The following is an 18,176-nucleotide window of genomic DNA, read 5'->3' as shown; positions in this document are numbered from 1 at the left end:
ACAATGTAATAATAGAATTAAGTTGGAATATTCAAAACAGGGAGGGTATGAAATGAAAAAAGCGTCTTTATTCCTGTCCATTTTCATGATACTAGGATTATTTTTAAATTCATTCCATTTCGGAGGTTCCGAAAGGGTGAGCGCGGCCGGCACGGCTGTCATTGAGCCGAGCTTGCTAAAGAAGCTTGCATCCACGGTTGAACCGCAGCAGGTTATTGTTACATTCAAGGATGGAGCAGGCGGAAAGCAAGGCATCCTTTCTCTTTTAAAAAACTTAGGACTGACAAAGGGCGTCGTGTTTAACGAGCTTCCAATCGCGGGCGTCCTCGCTACAAAGGATCAGGTTGACAACCTGGCACAGAATGAAAATGTCCTGTCTATTTATCCGAATAAAAAACTTCAATACGAAAACAAGGAAGCGACTGAACTGACTGGAGTCGACCGCTTGAGGACCGAGGCGGCTTTTACAAAAGCGAATGGCGGCATTCCGGTAAACGGGAACGGAATCGGCGTTGTTATCAATGACAGCGGCGTGGACGGCACGCACAAGGACATTGAGTTTGGCGGCCACCTTGTCCAGAACGTCCTCGGAGCAACGAACTTGAACGCCCTGAGCGAATTGCTTCCGGTTACCTACATTGAAAATGTTCCTAATACGGACTCGAGTTCCGGACATGGTACGCATGTCGCTGGGATTGTTGGCGGCAATGGAGCGATGTCAAAGGGTGAATATGAAGGAGTGGCACCTGGCGCGAAGCTGATCGGGTATGGTTCCGGGGCGGCGGTCGCCATGCTTGATACGCTTGGAGGTTTCGATTACGCACTTACGCATCAGGCTGAATACAATATCCGCGTCATCACAAATTCATGGGGCAGTACAAGCGACGCGGGAACGGATTTTGACCCGTTCGACCCAATCAACGTAGCGACAAAGGCGCTTTACGACCGAGGCATTGTCACTGTATTCTCGGCAGGGAACTCTGGACCTGGGGATTCGACTATCTCTGGAAACTATAAAAAAGCGCCATGGGTAATCACGGTTGCCGCTGGTACGAAGCAAGGCCAGCTTGCTGAATTCTCCTCCCGCGGCGTGAAGGGGAAAGGCGGTACGGTCGCCGTAGGGTCTGAAACATGGACGTGGGAGGACCGCCCGACCGTTACTTCGCCGGGGCAAACAATCATCTCGACCCGGGTCCTAGCACCAGTGGCGGCACTCGGAGCGACGGATGACATCAACCTGATTCCACCAGCTTATCTGCCATACTACACAACAATGAGCGGTACCTCGATGGCGGCACCGCATGTGGCGGGAATCGTTGCTTTAATCCTTGATGCAAACCCTGCGCTCTCACCGCTTGAGGTAAAGAGAATCATTGAGCAAACGGCAACGAACATGCCTGGCTATGAATCATGGGAAGTAGGGTCCGGCTATGTCAATGCCTACGCAGCAGTCGACGCGGCGCTTAACCAGCGCACTTACGGCTCGATCCTGAACATGAACAACAGCTTTAATTCTAATGCACAAATGACTACGTCGTCGCAAAATGTAACGATAGATTACAGCCCGCTGAACCTGCAAAATGAAGCAGCGTTTACCGTATCGGAGGGCCAAACAGAACTTGTCGCCCGCTTGAACGCCAAAGGCCTACTTGGAGAGACAGGGAATACAATCAACCTTGTCCTGACCGCACCGGATGGAACAAGGTATACTTCAGGAATTTATTTGCTCTTCCCGCTGTATGTTGACCGCACGGTCCAGGTAGTCAACCCGCAGCCCGGCACTTGGAAGGTAAGTGTAGAAGGGCTCCAAGGGTCGCTTGCCCTTCCGGAAACATTGAATGTTGAACTTGTTACAAAAACAGCTGGCGGCTTTAGCGGTTTGGATGACATTGGCGGGCACCCTGCGGAGTCGGCAATCAAGCTTGCTGTAAGCAAACGGCTCGTTGACGGAAAGAGCACGAAGAAATTTGAGCCGGATGCCGCATTGAAGCGCTCCGAGCTTGCCAAATACCTCGTCATGGGTGCGGGAGTCAGGCAGTTCCTTCCGCTTACAGGCTCCCCAAGTGTTTCCGATGTTAAAGCCGCGGACCTACCGTACGTTGAAGCGGTACTTGCCAAAGGCGCCGCGCTAAAAGACGGTAACCAGAACAACGGCGGAGTCATGCTGTCTGTTGGAACAGGGAAATTCTCGCCGGATGAAAAAGTAAACCGCGCGCAGCTGGCCTACTCGCTTGTTCAGGCTCTAGGGCTTGAGGAACAGGCAAATGAGCTGAAAGGGAAAGCACTTACCGTCCAATACAATGGAACGAGGGTGGCGATCCAGGATGCGGCGAACGTCCCAGCAGAACTTCGCGGCCATGTCCAGCTCGCCCTTGACCTGAATATCCTGAACGCTTATTTCTCTGTCACACAGGGCCCGTTCGACCTGATGCCGAAGATTACAGCAAAATTTGACCCAGGCAAAACAGTAACGCGCGCCGACTATGCAGTAGCAATTACCCGCTACTTCGCAAGTTATCATCCGGCCGCGCTATAAAGGAAGGCCTCCGCTCTTGTTGGGCGGAGGTTTTTATATTGCATATTAAACAAGTGTGAAAACAGTCTCAAGACGGCTAATGTGAACTTTTAAGATAGAAACGGTCTTGACGGCGTCTCTAAAGACCGTTTGGGAGAGGTTTGTGAGGTGAAACCGTCTTTATCACCTCTCCTAATCATCCCCGCCTCTAGCCCAGCCTACTACCCCGGCATACACGTCACTCCTTTTCTATAACTTTCGTATGATTGAAAAATAGTACCTTTACCAACGGCAATTACTCCATTTGCTGAATAGTTAGAAGGCTTGGATTTTACGATAATGATAGTAGGAAGAGAATTAACAATTGGAAGGGGATTGCGAAATGAAAAAGTGGTTTTCGGGTCTTGTTAGCCTGCTGTTGTTGCTTTCATTGCTGGCACCAGCCATGGCAAATACAAAAGCGGCGGGGCTTACGGCGGCAATTGACGGCAAGCTGGCCAAAGCGCTTGAAACGGCAACGGGCAGCCTGCAGGTCATTGTTACATTCGACGGGGAAGGGGCACCTTCCGATACGCAGCTTAACGTATTAAAACAGCTCGGCATTACGACTGGGGTCACGATGAAGTCACTGCCGATCGCGGGGGTCGTCGCAACAAAGGACCAGATTAAGCAGCTTGCAGCAAAAGAAGGAGTAAAATCGCTTTATTTGAACCGTAAGCTCACATACTACAACTTTGACGCAACTGCAATGACAGGCGTGGATAAAGCACGCACGGATGCCGCGATGCAAAAAGCGAATGGCGGCCTGCCTGTGACCGGCAAAGGGGTAGGGGTTGTCGTCAATGACAGCGGCGTCGATGGCACGCACCGCGACCATGAACTCGGCAAAAACCTCGTCCAGAACGTCCTCGGCAGCATTAACCTGGCAGCCCTGGCACCGGGATTGCTTCCTGTAACCTATCTGGAAAATGTCCCGAATACTGACACAAACTCCGGGCATGGCACCCATGTAGCGGGTACGGTTGGCGGTACGGGCGCAAGCTCTAGCGGAAAATATGAAGGAGTGGCCCCGGGAGCGAATATGATTGGCTACGGCTCAGGTGCTGCATTATTCGTCCTCGATGGCCTTGGCGGTTTTGACTATGCCATCACGAACCAGACAAGGTACAATATTCGCGTTATCACAAATTCCTGGGGAAGTTCAGGTGATTTTGATCCAAATGATCCGATCAATATCGCAAGCAAGGCCGCGCATGACCGCGGAATCACGGTTCTTTTTGCGGCAGGAAATGAAGGGCCAGGAGAAAATACGCACAACCCTTATGCAAAAGCGCCTTGGGTGATTTCCGTTGCAGCCGGTGAAAAAGACGGCTCCCTGGCTGACTTCTCTTCCAGAGGTACAAAAGGGGTTGGCGGAACGTTTGAAATGGACGGCGAAACCTATACGTGGGAAGACAGGCCGACATTGACAGCGCCGGGGGTGGACATTATCTCGACCCGTGTCATCGGTCCGGTATCGTCGCTTGGGGCTGATGCAGACGCGGCAACGATTGAGCCTGCGTATCTTCCATTCTATACAACAATGAGCGGGACCTCGATGGCAACGCCGCATGTGGCCGGGATTGTAGCGCTTCTCCTTGAGGCGAAACCTTCCTTGTCACCGGATGAAATCAAAAAAGTGCTTCAGGATACGGCGACAAATATGCCGGGTTATGAAACGTGGGAAGTGGGTTCGGGCTATGTCAACGCCCATGCTGCCCTTGAAGCGGTAATGTTCGGCAAACAGTATGGAAAGACCGTAAATGAATACCAGAAGTTCAACGCCAATGTCCAGGTGGAAACAGAGCGTGTTCCGTTTGAGGTAGCTTATAACCCGCTGCTTCCAAGCCAGTACTCGTTCACCGTTCCGGAGGGGATTTCCCAGCTGACAGCGCGAATTGATGCATACGGCTTATTGGGTGAGACGGGGAACCCAGTCAACCTGGTGCTGATTTCGCCGGATGGAACAGAGTATAGCTCCGGAGTCAATCTCTTATTCGCTCTTTACCCTGACAGGACGGCTTCCGTCACGTCGCCAAAAGCGGGGACATGGAAAGCTGAGGTACGGGGCTTGAGAGGCAATGAGCTGAATCCAATTGGAATCGCACTTCCGGAAACAATCTCGGGAACCCTAGCTTTTACCAAGGTAAGTGGCTTTACAGGGTTGAACGATATTAATGGCCATGCGGCATCTTCGGCAATCCAGATGGCAGTCAATGAGCGGCTCATGGATGGCTATGCTGATGGTACCTTCAAGCCTGACCAATATTTGCAGAGAAAAGAATTGGCACGTTATCTAGTTGCCGGCGCAGGCATTCGCCAAAATCTCTCTGGTTCAGCTAAGGAAACAGCTGCCGCGGATCTACCATTCGCACTTGCTGTCCTAGCCAAGGGTGCCGCAATAAAGGATGGCAAAATTACGCAAAACGGCGTCATGCGCCTCGATTCGGCTGGGAACTTCAATCCGAACGGAACCGTGACCAAGGCGGAACTCGCCTACACGCTTGTTCAGGCGCTCGGACTGCAGCAAATGGCGCTCGACCATACCGGCGATGTTACGGTCCTATACAATAGCAATCGGATCAAGCTTAAGGACAATGCTTCCATTCCGGCTGAACTAAAGGGATATGTACAGGTGGCGCTTGATCTGAATATCCTCAACGCGGCATTCAGTGTAAAACAGGGGCCTTATGACCTGTTCCCGACTGTCGAAGCTGTTTTCGAACCTGGCAAAAAGGTAACCCGCGCTGACTACGCAGTGGCATCATCCCGCTGGTTCAAGGCATGGTTCCAATAACGACATACAAAACAAATAACTATAGAAAAGGAGGAGCAACCCGCTCCTCTTTTTGCTGTATATGCTTTTTGGGATGAAAATGAAACAAGGGACGGATCTATTGCTTCATTCGAAAAGATTGTGCAGGATACATTCCCTTTGCCCCACTGCAAGGAAGCGAGATAGGAGGCACTTAAGGGCTATGCCGAGCGCTTTTTGGAAAAATAGGTAAAAAGGAGGATTTTCTTCTCCATGTCCATAGGAGTATACTGATTTCCATTATGTGAAAAGGGGCGGAAATGTTGCTGAAAAATTATAAAGAGATACTGACTCCGCTTCTCCTCAAGTCCGGGAGCAAAGCAAAAATCAAGCTGGAAGGGCATCATCCCGAATCCAGGCTCGCAGGCGGAAAATACTCATTATCCACTCATACAATCACCTTATATATTGAAGAAATCAAGGAGCAGTGCATCCAGTTGTTTGGATCGCTTGCTAACCTGGATATTTATATCGCAGTTGTATTCGCCCATGAACTTGGGCATGCGGAAGATAGGGCACTTGGGATATTGGCGGAACGGCTTGAAATGTCCACAACTAATACCGAGCGGGCACGGTTGTCTTTTTTAATCGAAAAAAGGGCCTGGAAATACGCGGAGAAGCTTCTCCAGGGGACAGATCGGCAGTTTACGAAAAAAATTATCTTCCAGTCACTCCGCCATTATTATGAAGAAATCGAGCTGCAGCACGGCGCTTGAATTTTCCGGGCGGAAGGCATAGGCTATTCCTATCTGGTTTAACGATTGAAAGGACGGATGGGGATGGCTGTTTCAAAAACAAATGCAATGCGGCTGCTCGATTCGAAAAAAGCCGAGTATGCCATGTTGTCCTATGAAGTAAGCGATGGCAAGGTGGATGGCGTTTCGGTTGCGGAGAAAATAGGGAAGCCGAAGGAAATGGTCTTTAAAACGCTTGTCACCCAGGGCGCATCAAAGAATATTTATGTTTTCGTCATTCCTGTCGAGGCAGAACTGGATTTGAAAAAAGCCGCCAAAGCCGCTGGGGAAAAGAAGGTCGACATGATCGCTGTAAAGGATATTCAAAAACTGACGGGGTATATACGCGGGGGCTGTTCGCCAATCGGGATGAAAAAGCTGTACAGGACCTTTATTGACAGCAACGCGGAACAGCTGGACCGAATGATTGTCAGCGGGGGGAAGATCGGGGTCCAAATTGAACTCTCGCCGGAAATTTTAAAAAAAGTCATACATGCCGAGATAGCGGATCTATCTGGGCAAGGGTAAAAAGGCGCATGACAAAATGCGTCTTTTTTCTATGGAAATCCCATTTTTTACTCAAAGCAGAGTATAAGAGAGCGAGGTTTGTTTTTTGTTCACAATAATGTCAAATTTGTCTCCCCTGATTTTTGTTACTTCGACATTTTCCATTTAATTCCCTCAAATTCTCCTCCTATCCGTCCCGATATTTGACTAACGAATTGTGTTTAATTTGGGTGGTTTGACGATTTATAATCTAGCTATCTGTTGGAAAAGCCATGGAAATCATTCGAAGGGAAGCGATGAAGGACCGCCTGTATGTGGACACTTTGGCGATCCGGAGCTAGTAGTGTAACCGGCCCTCTAAAAAAATTATTTTTTGGGGGAAAAACATGAAGAAGAAAAATAAGTTTCTATTAAACACGGCTGCAGCATTCATGCTGTCAGGTATTTTGCCGACAGCCGCGGTAATGGCAGAGGAACTCGTATCTACGGAGTTTGTAGTTGGGGTACCTAACAAGATAATTGAGGTGAATCAGGGACAACAATTAGAATTGCCAATAACTATTCAGTTAGCAAGAAAAAATAATGAAACTGTCAATGCAGACATAGAAATTGATACCAAATACACCTTGTCTGGAAGTAATATTACTTCAGGAGAACCAGCAAAAACTAAGATGAACCCAGGGAACCCTAGTCCTTCTGTGAGCGCAAAAATTATCGTAAATTCAAACGCCGTGCCCGGAAAATATAATATAATAATTAAAACAAAAATTACAAATAATGGTAATAGCAATTTGGTAGATAAAGAGGATGACATCATTGAAGTAGTTGTCAAACCCGCCGATACAATAGCGCCAGTCGTGACAATTACAAACCCGGTAAACGGCGGGGTTTACAAGACATCGGCTTTGCCTGCTAATCCGGAGTTTACAATTGAAGAAAAGAGCAGTCATACGGAAAAAATTTCTGGCTATGATCAAAACTCCATTGATGGGCCGCACACAGTAACAGTAACTTCGACAGACGCTTATGGCAATACCGGCACCGCTTCTGTCAGTTATGTGGTTGATAACACGGCGCCAGTTATCTCTTCGAAGCTTGTTGACGGAGGTCATTATACCTCGCAGGCATTAGAGTCTCTCGGAAATTATTATACAATCCAGGATGCCAATCCCGATACAGTCGAGGCCAGTAACTTGATTTTAAAGGAAGGCAATCACAAGGCAACTATAACTGCAGTTGATAAAGCAGGGAACGAAGCTATAAGAACTATCAATTATACTGTAGACAATACGAGTCCATCGATTTCATTTAATTTCGATGATGGGGGATATTACCAATCAGCCAAATTCCCGCAAAATTACTACACGGTTACAGATGATAATATTAATCCTAATGCGACTGTCGCATCAGTTTTGGATCTTTCTGAAGACAGCCATACTGTTTCCGTCAGGGCAGCGGATCTTGCCGGTAATACGAACAGCGCTTCCGCCTCATTTACAATTGACGATACAAAACCTGAAGTCACAATAGCTCTTCAGGAGAAATTTTACAATAAACAGTCTCTTTCTGAATTGGGAAAATACTTTACTGTATATGAAGAGAATCTGCTGAATATTGAGGCATCAGAACTCGATTTTTCAGATGGGCCGCATACGGCAAAAGTTACAGCAACCGACTTAGCTGGAAATGAAACACAAAAAGAGGTCACCTATTTTGTTGATAATATTGCTCCAGTTATTCATTTTGATGAAAAGTTAACAAACGGTGGAGTTTATCAAGCCTCAGCTCTTGAGTCCATCAAAAGTTCCTATAGCTTTATTGAGGAAACGTATTTGAAAACATCAAACATACCTGTACTCGATTTGTCTGAAGGTACCCATACAGTTACAGTTACTGCGGAAGATAAGGCAGGAAACCCTGCGGAGAGGAGCCTAACCTATACAATCGACAATGTAGCACCGGAAATTTCATTTGCCATTGTAGAAGATCGATATTACAATGAGACGACTTTAAACGCAATGGAACCATACTTTATTGTAGAGGATGAAAATGGGGTTGTCAGTGTTGTGGCAGATGCTCTGAAAACAACTGAAGGTAAACAAAACCTTAAAGTTGAAGCCAGGGATGCTGCCGGCAATACCTCTACTGCAACAATCACCTACTTTGTAGACAACACAGCACCGGTGATTTCAATAAATTCATTGCTTAGAGACGGAGGGTTCTATAAAACCTCAGCACTAGAGTCTATTAAAAACAATTATTACAGTGTAAAAGAAAAGAATCTTGCCGAGGATGGGATTGCTGCTACCGTCCTGGGGTTGTCAGAGGGCAAGCATACAGTAACCGTTAAAGCGGTGGACAAAGCGGGCAATGAGGCGTTCACATCAATCACCTATACCGTTGATAACACAGCGCCTGTTCTCGAGTTTAACTTTAAGGACGGAAAGTTCTTTAATCAAACAGATTTGGAGCAATTGGGGCAGTATTATACTGCAACTGATAACAATGGAACCGTTCAGGTAACAGCTGATCCGTTCAATAATACAGAAGGCGGGCATACTTTAAATGTCACTGTTACAGATATGGCAGGAAACTCTGCATCGGGATCCATATCCTATACCGTTGATACAATTGCACCAGAAGTCAACTTCAACCTCGAGGATAATAGCTTCTTAACTTCGAATGCTCTAAGAGAAATCGGTGACTATTATATCTCTAATGATAAAAACATGGAGAAAGTAGATGCTGATGCTGTTGATTTTTCAGAAGGGGAACATACTTTAACTGTTACAGCGATTGATAAGGCGAAAAATAAAACAACCAGGACAATAACTTATACAATTGATGATACGAACCCAGTCGTAGAAATTACATCGCCAAAAGAGGGCTATTACAAAACTGAAACCCTTCCGGAACTTGATTACACCATTTTGGAAGATAATCCTGACGGAAACGCAGTGGTAACAGGCTGGTCGGAACAGGAAGGCAGACATACTACAACAGTTACTGCGAAAGATAAAGCCGGGAACGAAGGCTCTGATTCAGTCAGCTACGTAGTTGACAACACAGCGCCAACACTAACTTTTAAAATTATTGATGGCGGCTATTACAATGAGGACAGCCTGAAGGCGATTGGCAAATACTATGACGCCCATGATGCGAATCCAGTAACAACGACTGCAAGTGACTTGATTTTCACCGCAGGAAAACATGAAGCCACTGTTACAGCTGTTGACGGGGCAGGCAATGAGACAGCCAGGACAATCAGCTACACAGTTGATAATTCAATGCCTGTTATTGAATTCAAGTTTTCTAATGGCGGTATTTACACTTCTAAAGTGATGGCGGATTTTGGGGAAAAATATTATACAATTGATGATGACAATCTGGATGAAGCAACGGTTAAAGCTGATACGCTGGAATTGGAGGAAGGCGGGCACAGTGTGACGGTAAGTGCGGCTGACCTTGCCGGAAATAGAAATACTGCCTCAGCCGAGTATACAGTCGATGATACTGCTCCTCAAGTAACCATTTTTATAGAGGATGGCAAGCATTATAACTCAGCATCCCTGGGAGCACTTGCGCCATACTACGCTGCTACCGATGCCCATTTCTTTAAGGCCGAAGCTTCACCGGTAGTATTCACGGATGGGGATCATGAGTTTACGGTCAAGGCTATTGATATGGCAGGCAATGAGACTGTTGAATCAATCAACTATTCCGTCGACAATATTGCTCCTGAAATCACATTTGATGAAGTATTGAAGAACGGTGGATTCTACAAATCATCGGCCCTCGAAGCGATCAAGAATAAATACTATAGCATTAATGAAGCAAATCTTGCTTCCAAAACAACTCCAGAACTGAATTTAACTGAAGGTGCCCATACAATTAAGGTAGTTGCTATTGATAAGGCAGGAAACAAAAAAGAAGAATCAATCAGCTACACTATTGACAACACCGCTCCAACAATCGGGTTCAATCTTGAAAATGGCAAATACTATAACGGTGCTGCCATTGATACAATTGAAAATTATTTTACAGTATCTGACCAAAATGGAGTGAAAACAGTAACACCGGATTCCTTTGACAAAACAGAAGGCACCCATACATTGATCGTAACGGCAATTGATGAGGCGGGAAATACTGCTTCGGCAAGCATCACATACCATGTCGACAGAACTGCACCGGTTGTTACATCTGAAAATGATGGTAAAAGATACATTTTGAACCAGGATATAAAAGCCGACTGGACAGCAACAGATGCATTGTCCGGAATTGCTGAAGAGAAAGGTACTGTAGAGAATGGCACTGTAGACAAAGGTTCTGCACTGAATACATCATCCGTTGGAACCCATAGCTATACGGTAACTGCGACTGATAAAGCCGGGAATGAGGTAGCCAAGACTTTCTCGTATAAGGTTGAATTTGCGACAGCGGGTGTGCTTCAGCCAATCAATCAAAATGGATCAAGTGTCTTTAAAAAGGGTAGCACGGTCCCAGTTAAATTCCAGTTGAAGGATTTCAATGGAGCTCCTATTGGAAACCAAAACGCCTACATTTTCTTAGATGAAAACTCTGCTTTAAAATCTGGGAATTCCAATACTCCTGCAGGCGGGAACCAGTTCCGTTATGATCCTACAGACAAACAGTACATCTTTAATCTATCGACAAAGGATTATGCGACAGGAACTTACAGTGTTAAAATTCAAGTGAAAAATGGAGATAGTGTAATCCAGGAAATTACCGCAACCATTTCTCTAAGATAAACCAAAAAAACCCTGTCCAAACCCATTACGGGTTCTGGCCAGGGTTTTCTTTTTCCAACATTTCATCAATCATCCCGTCGAGGCGGATGAGGCTCTTTAGCGCGCGGTCGTATTCGATTTTACGGTAGTGGTGCATGCCGCCTTCTTCTTCGTCCTTTTCGTCGGCGAGTTTGACGATTTCCTGCATGGGCGTGCGGACGATGTCGTTGGTGGGGAGAAAGGAATCGGTATGGAAGAGGATGGCGAGCGCAATGGTTTTTGCCTTGACCGGGTTCTCGCCGAGCCGGATCAGCAGCTTATGTGCGCGCTCTGCTCCCTTGATCGCATGAATATCATTTTTCCGATATAGCTCGTAGTCCCATTTGCCGTTCCGGTACCACGTATAGTGACCCATGTCATGCAAAAAACCAGCCTTCGCTGCTATGTCGACATCCTGGCCCTGTTCACGGGCAAGATTGAACGCATGGTAGGCGACGGCGACGGCATGCGCCATGCCCGAGCGGTTCAGGAATTTTTGGGCAATCCGGTGTTTGAAAATGTCTTCGAGTTTTACATCCCTCATAGTCCACCTCCGCTTTTAGCAATAGTATCAATTTTTCCCCCATATATGAAGAAAAAGACTCCTAAATCGGAGTCCTTTTCCCAGAAGATAAGATAGCATTCTTCCAATTTAAGAATTGTCCAGCTTCAGCGCATAGCCCCCAAGCCATTTCCCTCCGGAGGGTTGGCCAATCATGCGGGCCCATCATAAGCTTGCAGGGGCTACGAGGCGCTTCTGCATTTCTTGCCATCTATATCAACCGCCTTGTGGGCGGAGGAGTAATTTGCTTACTTACTCTTACTATTCCCGCGATGTATCGGTTTAAACGCACTGCGAAATTTGTTGGTACTTGGGCCAAGCCTATTTTTTCACTGGGCATTCACCTATGGGAGGGCGGTGCATATGATAGTGGATGAAACAATCCATTTGTCTGAAAAAGGGGTGTGTTTAAGTGGCGGGCAGGATCCGGAACTACTATGCCGGGGGCAATACCGCAAGGGGGKTTTACAGTTTATATGCATCGAATCTGCAGGGGCTTGACTGGCTGTTCATCCTGAAGGGAGGGCCTGGTACCGGCAAGTCCTCATTGATGAAAACGATTGGCAGGGAGTGGCATGAACGGGGCTATGACATAGAATACTTGCATTGTTCTTCCGATAATAAATCAATTGATGGGGTTATAATCCCTGCCCTGAAAATAGGCATTGTAGACGGCACCCCCCCCCATGTGATCGAACCGACTGCGCCGGGTGCGATAGAGGAATACGTCAATCTTGGGGAGGCCTGGAATTCCGGAGCCCTTCATAGGGAAAAAGAAGCGATACTGAAGCTGAACAAACGGATTGCCGAGGCGTTCAGCCAGGCTTATGACTCGTTCAAGGAAGCGCTCGCTGTCCATGACGAATGGGAATTGATTTACATCCAGAGCATGGATTTTGAAAAAGCGGATGAATTGACAGAAAAGCTAAGTGATCAGTTTTTTGGGAAAATGAAGCTGAACAAAACAAGCGAGGTCCGCCATCGTTTTCTTGGGGCCGCCACGCCAAAGGGAGCGGTCGATTTTGTCCCAAATCTGACAGAGGATGTCCAGAAACGTTATTTCATTAAGGGCCGGCCGGGGAGCGGGAAATCGACAATGTTGAAAAAGCTGGCGAAAACCGGTGAAGAGCGGGGGCTTGATGTCGAAGTTTACCATTGCGGCTTTGACCCGCACAGCCTTGACATGCTCATTTTCCGGGAGCTTGGTATTGCCATTTTCGACAGCACCGCGCCGCACGAATACTTTCCGACCCGTGGCGGGGACGAAATCATCGATATGTACGAATTGCTGTTTCCAAAAGGGACGGATGAGATTTTCGAAGACAGAATCGCGGACATAGCGGGGAGATATAAGGCGAAGATTCGGGAAGCCACCTCTCATCTCGCAAGGGCGAAAAAACTGCACGATGAACTCGAGGAGATTTATATAGCCGCGATGGATTTTAAAAAGGTGGAAACCATCCGCGACAGGCTTGCCAGCCAAATAAGGGAAGTGGCAAGGGAGAAGGTATAGAGGAAATTGAACAAAGGAGGAGCACGAATGGAGGACAACAAGAACGAGTTTTTGTTTGGTTCCATGCCAAATCAGGATGTAGTCGATGATAATGATAGGCAGTTTCAACAATTTCCGGGAGGAGGCCATACAGGAGGCCAGTTTCCGGGAGGAGGGCAAACAGGAGGTCAATTCCCGGGTGGCGGGCATACAGGGGGCCAGTTTCCGGGTGGCGGCCATACCGGGGGACAATTTCCTGGGGGAGGTCCGGGCGGAGGTTTTCCCGGGGGAGAACACGATGGGCCGCCGTCCGGACCGCCGCCTTTTGCGACACCGCATGAATCGTTTGGAGCTACTCCTTTGGCAATCGATCCGGGTGCAATTCGGCGCTGCCGGTTCCGTTACACGTATATATGGCTGAACAACGGGCGCAGCTTCTGGTTCTACCCGAACTTTATCGGAAGGACCTCTATCGCGGGCTGGCGTTACAGAAGAAACGGCTGGACGTATTATGGAACCGACCTGCGAAGAATCCGGTCGTTCAGATGTTTTTAAAAAAGCGTTAAGTGAAAAAATGTCAAAAACGCCTGGAACCCCAGGCGTTTTTTAGGGTTGCATACAAATCTTTGTTGGGTAGTTCGAAACCACGATTTTCTTATCCTCCCATCCGAATTGATTGCAACGATAAAATATGAGAAAATTTAGAAAATGGTTGAATCTTTTTCCAGTTTAACCCGTAGGAATAAGTAAAGTAAATACTAAATCACGAAGGGGCGGGAACAATGAAGGAGTTAAAAGTATTCAAGCAATGGTTCATCTTGTTCGGAATTGCTCTTGTACTTGGTTCCTTGGCGGTCATTGTTGATGTTTTATGGATAAAGAAGATGCTGTGGATTGCTTTGGCGGTGCTTGGAACTGTTTCTATGGGGAAGTTTTATCAGATGTACGAATATGGTTTCGATAAACTAGAAAGTAAGAAAAAGACCTAACATCTTGGCCGGCATAAGTGAGTGCCGGCTTTATTTTGGTTAACATTGTGTATATATACACGTTCCGTGCGGAGAAAGCAAGCTTATTGTACCGATCCTTTTTAAGGGAGGTGATGGTATGGAACTGAAGCGCAGGGTTACATTTCACATTGTCTTCATGCTATCCGTCATAATCGGGCTTGTCTGTACCAGCTTGGACGAACTCTGGGTGAAAAAACTAATTGTGATTTTCTTGACGCTCGCCGTATTCTCCTTTTCCGATACAGCGTGGCAAATTTTCACTCACGTAAAGGAGGAGCTTCATGGATGACGGCAATTGCGCAGCCCGGCTGCAACCACATGACAGCCGGGCATTCCTTTGCTTTCAACCGCAACATTATTTCGTTTTTGTGTTTTGGTTTTTGTTCCGCTTGTTCCCTTTGCTGTTATCCCCGCTGTTTTCCTCGGCGATTTCCATTTGGTAGTGCCCGGACTCGGGAGAATTTTGGTTCCGGCTGCCCCGGTTGTATTTTTTCGTCAATGCCTGACCCCCCTTTCCTGTTTCCTTTGTAGTTTGGCTGAAGAGAGGTCTTACATGCAAAAGGATATCGCTATTCGATAGAGAATAGTAAAATGAGACCAAATGGATGGAGTTGACAGCAATGGACGTATTTTTACAAAAAACAGGCCGAGAAGACGCCGGAATATTGGCCAATATGTATGCATTCTACCTTCACGACCTGACTGCCTATACGGATTCACTGAAGGAAAATGAGGCGGGTATGTATGAGTTCGAATCTTTCTCTCTTTTTTGGAAAAGGGAAGGCGTCAATCCGTATTTTATTATCGTGGACGGGGAGCGTGCGGGATTTGTGCTGCTTCTGGAGCCGCCTTTTACAAAAAAATTGAATTATGTCATTAACGATTTCTTCGTCTATAACCGGTTCCGCGGGAAAGGAATTGCAATTCGGGCCGCCGAAGCCATTTTTGAAGGGAGAAGCGGAAGTTACTTAGTCGCCCAGCTGACCCGGAATGAACGGGCGATTGCATTCTGGCGGAAGGTGTATGACAGGTGTGGAATCGATTATGATGAGTATGAGGACGAGGAAGATGGAGAAGCGATCCTTTGCCAGGAATTTATGATAACCAACTCCAAACTGGAACCGGATAGTAACGAGTGATGTGAAAAGGAAGGCTGACATGGAAAAGTATATTTTACAATTAAAAACACTTTTTGAAGAGCATCGCAGCCCAGAAAATGCTGTTCCGATGGAAAAATACATGAAAAACCACTTCCCGTTTCTTGGCATAAAAAAACCGCTCAGGGCTGAGCTTGAAAAAAGGTTCTACGGAGAGACCGGGCTAGCAAAAGAGCCGTTTAACGAACGGTTTGTACGAATGCTCTGGGAGTTGCCGGAACGGGAATACCAGTATGTTGCTCTTGGATACCTTGCCAAACTCAGACGGAGGCTAGATGCTGAGTCCCTTGAGTTGGCGAGAGAACTAATTACTGATAAGTCTTGGTGGGATACTGTCGACGCACTCTCCCAAATACCTGTCGGCGAACTTGCGGCAAGGTTTCCTGATTCAATACCATTGGAGCTGGACAGTTGGGCCGTTTCCGAAAATATGTGGATCAGGAGGACAGCCATCCTATACCAGTTGAAATACAAGCATGATACGGATGAAAGCCGCCTCTATACATACATAAGGCAAAATGCCGACAGCAGGGAATTTTTTATCCAAAAGGCGATTGGATGGGCGTTAAGGGAATATTCGAAAACGAATCGTGATTCGGTTAGGGAGTTCATTCAGAATACGAAGCTTGCCGCGCTCAGCCGGCGTGAGGGCTCGAAGTATTTAAGCTGAAATGGCTGGCGTGGGCGGTTTTTTTAAAATAAAAAAGCCCTGTAAATAAGGCTGAGATTGCTGAATCATGGATTGGCGGAAATGTCCATAAAGGAGTTGAGACCGATGAGGAATAGAGTTGCGCTGGTAGTTCTAGCGGTATTGCTGCTGGGCGGCTGTATGGACGAGGGGAAGGCGGATCCGGGGAAAAAAGCGCCTGAAGGCAAGCCTGTTGTGTGGCAGGGCAAAGCGGAAGTGATAGACGAACATCTCCAAATTCCGTGGTCTATCGAAAAATCGGGGGAAACCTTCTACATTTCTGAACGGCCTGGTTCCATTGTGAAAATTGAAAACGGGAAAGCAGAGCGGCAAAGAGTGATGCTGAAGGAAAGGCTGTCTGATGCTTCGGAAGCGGGGTTGCTTGGCTTTGTCCTTGCTCCGGATTTTCTATCAAGCCAACTGGCTTATGCCTATTATACGTATAATGATTCTGAAGGGCAGAGAAACCGCGTCATTGTTTTGTCCCACCGAGATGGAGCCTGGGAAGAGGAGAGGACATTGATTGACGGGCTTCCAAGCGGGCCGGTCCACCATGGCGGGAGGCTGAAGATCGGGCCTGACGGAAAGCTGTATATCACATCGGGTGATGCGGCCAACCCGGAGCTTGCCCAGGACAAGAATACGCTTGGCGGAAAAATCCTCAGGATGAACCTTGATGGAAGCATCCCGGACGATAATCCAATTCCCGGCTCATATATCTACAGTTATGGGCACCGCAATCCGCAGGGGCTTGCCTGGACGGCTGATGGGAAACTGTACGCCAGCGAGCACGGGCAATCCGCACACGACGAAATTAACCAGATCAAACCGGGTAAAAACTACGGCTGGCCAGTCATTATGGGAATCCAGAAGATGCAGGGAATGGAAACGCCCCTTTTTCAGTCGGACGATGTGACATGGGCCCCTTCCGGCATGGCGGCGTATGGCAATAAGCTGTATGTGGCAACATTAAGGGGGAATGCGGTCAGGGAATTCGACCTGGCTGGGAAAAAAACGCGCGAGTTCGTCAACGGCTTTGGCCGGATCCGCGATGTGCTCATTGATGGTGACTATTTGTATTTCGTTAGCAACAATACAGACGGACGGGGAACTCCCGATGAAACAGACGACAAGCTTTACCGGGTTCGGTTGAAATGAGTGTCGTTTTCGTTTATACAAACAAAAGAGGCTGCATTTTAAATCGCAGCCTCTTTTCTGTTATTTTATTCCTGTTCCAAGCCCATGCAGGATGAACTGGATTGTGCGCTCTGTTTCAGCTTCGTCATCCCATTCCGATTCCGGGATGATCAAGTATTTGGCGATAAAATAGCCGATGATGGACGAGCCCATCATTCTAAGGGCGCTCATTGGCGGAATGTCGATGATCTGACCCTTTTCCTGATAGTACGTTGCTAGTTTTTCAAATCGCTCAAACAGCTTGGCGGCTACATGTTCCTTGAATTGCTCACGCAGTTCGGGATGGAAGGGAATTTCTTGGACAAGAATGCGGATAATTTGGCTGTTTTTCTCAATGAACTCGCGCCTGTTTTCAACCATAGCCCGAAGGAATTCTTCAAATGTATCGAAGTGCTTGTTCAAGACCTTATCGAAATCCCTGATGACAAAGGGGGCGACCAATTTTGCCATAACAGGTGCCACAATATTAAGGAGCAAATCCTTTTTTGTTTTGTAATGGCGGAAAATGGTTCCTTCGGCAACGCCGGCTTTTTTGGCAATCTCATTGGTAGAAGTTGCCGCATAGCCTTTTTCGGAAAATGACTCGATTGCGGCAACCAGGATTTTCTTTTGTTTATCGGTCAATTCTTCGTCGTTAAAAAGTTCCTCTGTCATTTTTCCCTGGTCAGACATG

Annotated in this window: 15 protein-coding genes and 1 riboswitch; of the genes, 12 read left to right on the top strand and 3 right to left on the bottom strand. The window is 47.2% G+C overall.

The annotated features are described in order from the left end of the window. Positions 1 to 52: 52 nt before the first annotated feature. The 5 genes from ADU24_RS20980 to ADU24_RS23215 all read left to right on the top strand — a co-directional run bounded on the left by ADU24_RS20980 (position 53) and on the right by ADU24_RS23215 (position 11,379). On the top strand, positions 53 to 2,536 hold the full coding sequence (locus ADU24_RS20980) for a S8 family serine peptidase (RefSeq protein ID WP_082306998.1): 2,484 nt from the start codon (positions 53 to 55) through the stop codon (positions 2,534 to 2,536). A gap of 361 nt (positions 2,537 to 2,897) precedes the next feature. Next, entirely contained in the window at positions 2,898 to 5,351 is a 2,454-nt protein-coding gene (locus ADU24_RS20975) for a S8 family serine peptidase (RefSeq protein ID WP_082306997.1), read from the top strand. Between the two features lie 278 nt (positions 5,352 to 5,629). Further along, positions 5,630 to 6,085, top strand: a complete 456-nt coding sequence (locus ADU24_RS20970) for a hypothetical protein (protein WP_053368467.1) — start codon at positions 5,630 to 5,632, stop codon at positions 6,083 to 6,085. A 63-nt stretch (positions 6,086 to 6,148) separates the two neighbouring features. Further along, positions 6,149 to 6,631 (top strand): Cys-tRNA(Pro) deacylase, encoded by a 483-nt coding sequence (ybaK, locus tag ADU24_RS20965; protein WP_053368466.1) that lies wholly within the window; start codon positions 6,149 to 6,151, stop codon positions 6,629 to 6,631. A 259-nt stretch (positions 6,632 to 6,890) separates the two neighbouring features. After that, a riboswitch (cyclic di-GMP riboswitch) is annotated at positions 6,891 to 6,974 on the top strand. A 22-nt stretch (positions 6,975 to 6,996) separates the two neighbouring features. Next, a complete protein-coding gene (locus ADU24_RS23215) occupies positions 6,997 to 11,379 on the top strand; it encodes an Ig-like domain repeat protein (RefSeq protein ID WP_053368465.1) in 4,383 nt (1,460 codons plus the stop codon). 25 nt (positions 11,380 to 11,404) lie between these two features. Here the strand turns inward: ADU24_RS23215 and ADU24_RS20955 are convergent, their stop codons facing one another. Continuing rightward, on the bottom strand, positions 11,405 to 11,941 hold the full coding sequence (locus ADU24_RS20955) for an HD domain-containing protein (RefSeq protein WP_053368464.1): 537 nt from the start codon (positions 11,939 to 11,941) through the stop codon (positions 11,405 to 11,407). A 430-nt stretch (positions 11,942 to 12,371) separates the two neighbouring features. Between ADU24_RS20955 and ADU24_RS20950 the strand changes: the two genes are divergently transcribed. The 4 genes from ADU24_RS20950 to ADU24_RS20935 all read left to right on the top strand — a co-directional run bounded on the left by ADU24_RS20950 (position 12,372) and on the right by ADU24_RS20935 (position 14,750). Next, on the top strand, positions 12,372 to 13,472 hold the full coding sequence (locus ADU24_RS20950; RefSeq protein WP_053368463.1) for a PRK06851 family protein: 1,101 nt from the start codon (positions 12,372 to 12,374) through the stop codon (positions 13,470 to 13,472). A gap of 27 nt (positions 13,473 to 13,499) precedes the next feature. Next, the gene (locus ADU24_RS20945) at positions 13,500 to 14,006 is read left to right on the top strand and encodes a hypothetical protein (protein WP_231689655.1); all 507 of its coding nucleotides are present in this window, start codon (positions 13,500 to 13,502) and stop codon (positions 14,004 to 14,006) included. A 227-nt stretch (positions 14,007 to 14,233) separates the two neighbouring features. Continuing rightward, positions 14,234 to 14,440 carry a hypothetical protein gene (locus tag ADU24_RS20940; protein ID WP_053368462.1) on the top strand — a complete coding sequence of 69 codons (207 nt, stop codon included), beginning with the start codon at positions 14,234 to 14,236 and terminating at the stop codon, positions 14,438 to 14,440. A gap of 118 nt (positions 14,441 to 14,558) precedes the next feature. Further along, positions 14,559 to 14,750, top strand: coding sequence for a hypothetical protein (locus tag ADU24_RS20935; RefSeq protein WP_053368461.1), 192 nt, complete (start codon positions 14,559 to 14,561; stop codon positions 14,748 to 14,750). 66 nt (positions 14,751 to 14,816) lie between these two features. Here the strand turns inward: ADU24_RS20935 and ADU24_RS23435 are convergent, their stop codons facing one another. Then, positions 14,817 to 14,960: a hypothetical protein gene (locus tag ADU24_RS23435; RefSeq protein ID WP_197277541.1), complete on the bottom strand. Its 144-nt coding sequence runs from the start codon at positions 14,958 to 14,960 to the stop codon at positions 14,817 to 14,819. Between the two features lie 121 nt (positions 14,961 to 15,081). On the opposite strand from ADU24_RS23435, the gene ADU24_RS20930 reads away from it, so the two are divergent. The 3 genes from ADU24_RS20930 (at position 15,082) to ADU24_RS20920 (ending at position 17,464) form a co-directional block, all read left to right on the top strand. After that, positions 15,082 to 15,600, top strand: a complete 519-nt coding sequence (locus ADU24_RS20930) for a GNAT family N-acetyltransferase (protein WP_053368460.1) — start codon at positions 15,082 to 15,084, stop codon at positions 15,598 to 15,600. 19 nt (positions 15,601 to 15,619) lie between these two features. After that, positions 15,620 to 16,288, top strand: coding sequence for a DNA alkylation repair protein (locus tag ADU24_RS20925; protein ID WP_053368459.1), 669 nt, complete (start codon positions 15,620 to 15,622; stop codon positions 16,286 to 16,288). A 105-nt stretch (positions 16,289 to 16,393) separates the two neighbouring features. Then, positions 16,394 to 17,464, top strand: coding sequence for a PQQ-dependent sugar dehydrogenase (locus ADU24_RS20920; protein ID WP_053368458.1), 1,071 nt, complete (start codon positions 16,394 to 16,396; stop codon positions 17,462 to 17,464). 60 nt (positions 17,465 to 17,524) lie between these two features. On the opposite strand, the gene ADU24_RS20915 is transcribed toward ADU24_RS20920, so the two are convergent. Beyond that, positions 17,525 to 18,175 carry a TetR/AcrR family transcriptional regulator gene (locus ADU24_RS20915; protein WP_053368457.1) on the bottom strand — a complete coding sequence of 217 codons (651 nt, stop codon included), beginning with the start codon at positions 18,173 to 18,175 and terminating at the stop codon, positions 17,525 to 17,527. Position 18,176: the final 1 nt, after the last annotated feature.

The organism is Bacillus sp. FJAT-27245 (genome assembly GCF_001273955.1).
GTDB lineage: Bacteria > Bacillota > Bacilli > Bacillales > Cytobacillaceae > Bacillus_D.
The sequence above is the reverse complement of the archived record's forward strand: the minus strand, read 5'-3'. Positions and strand labels throughout refer to the sequence as shown.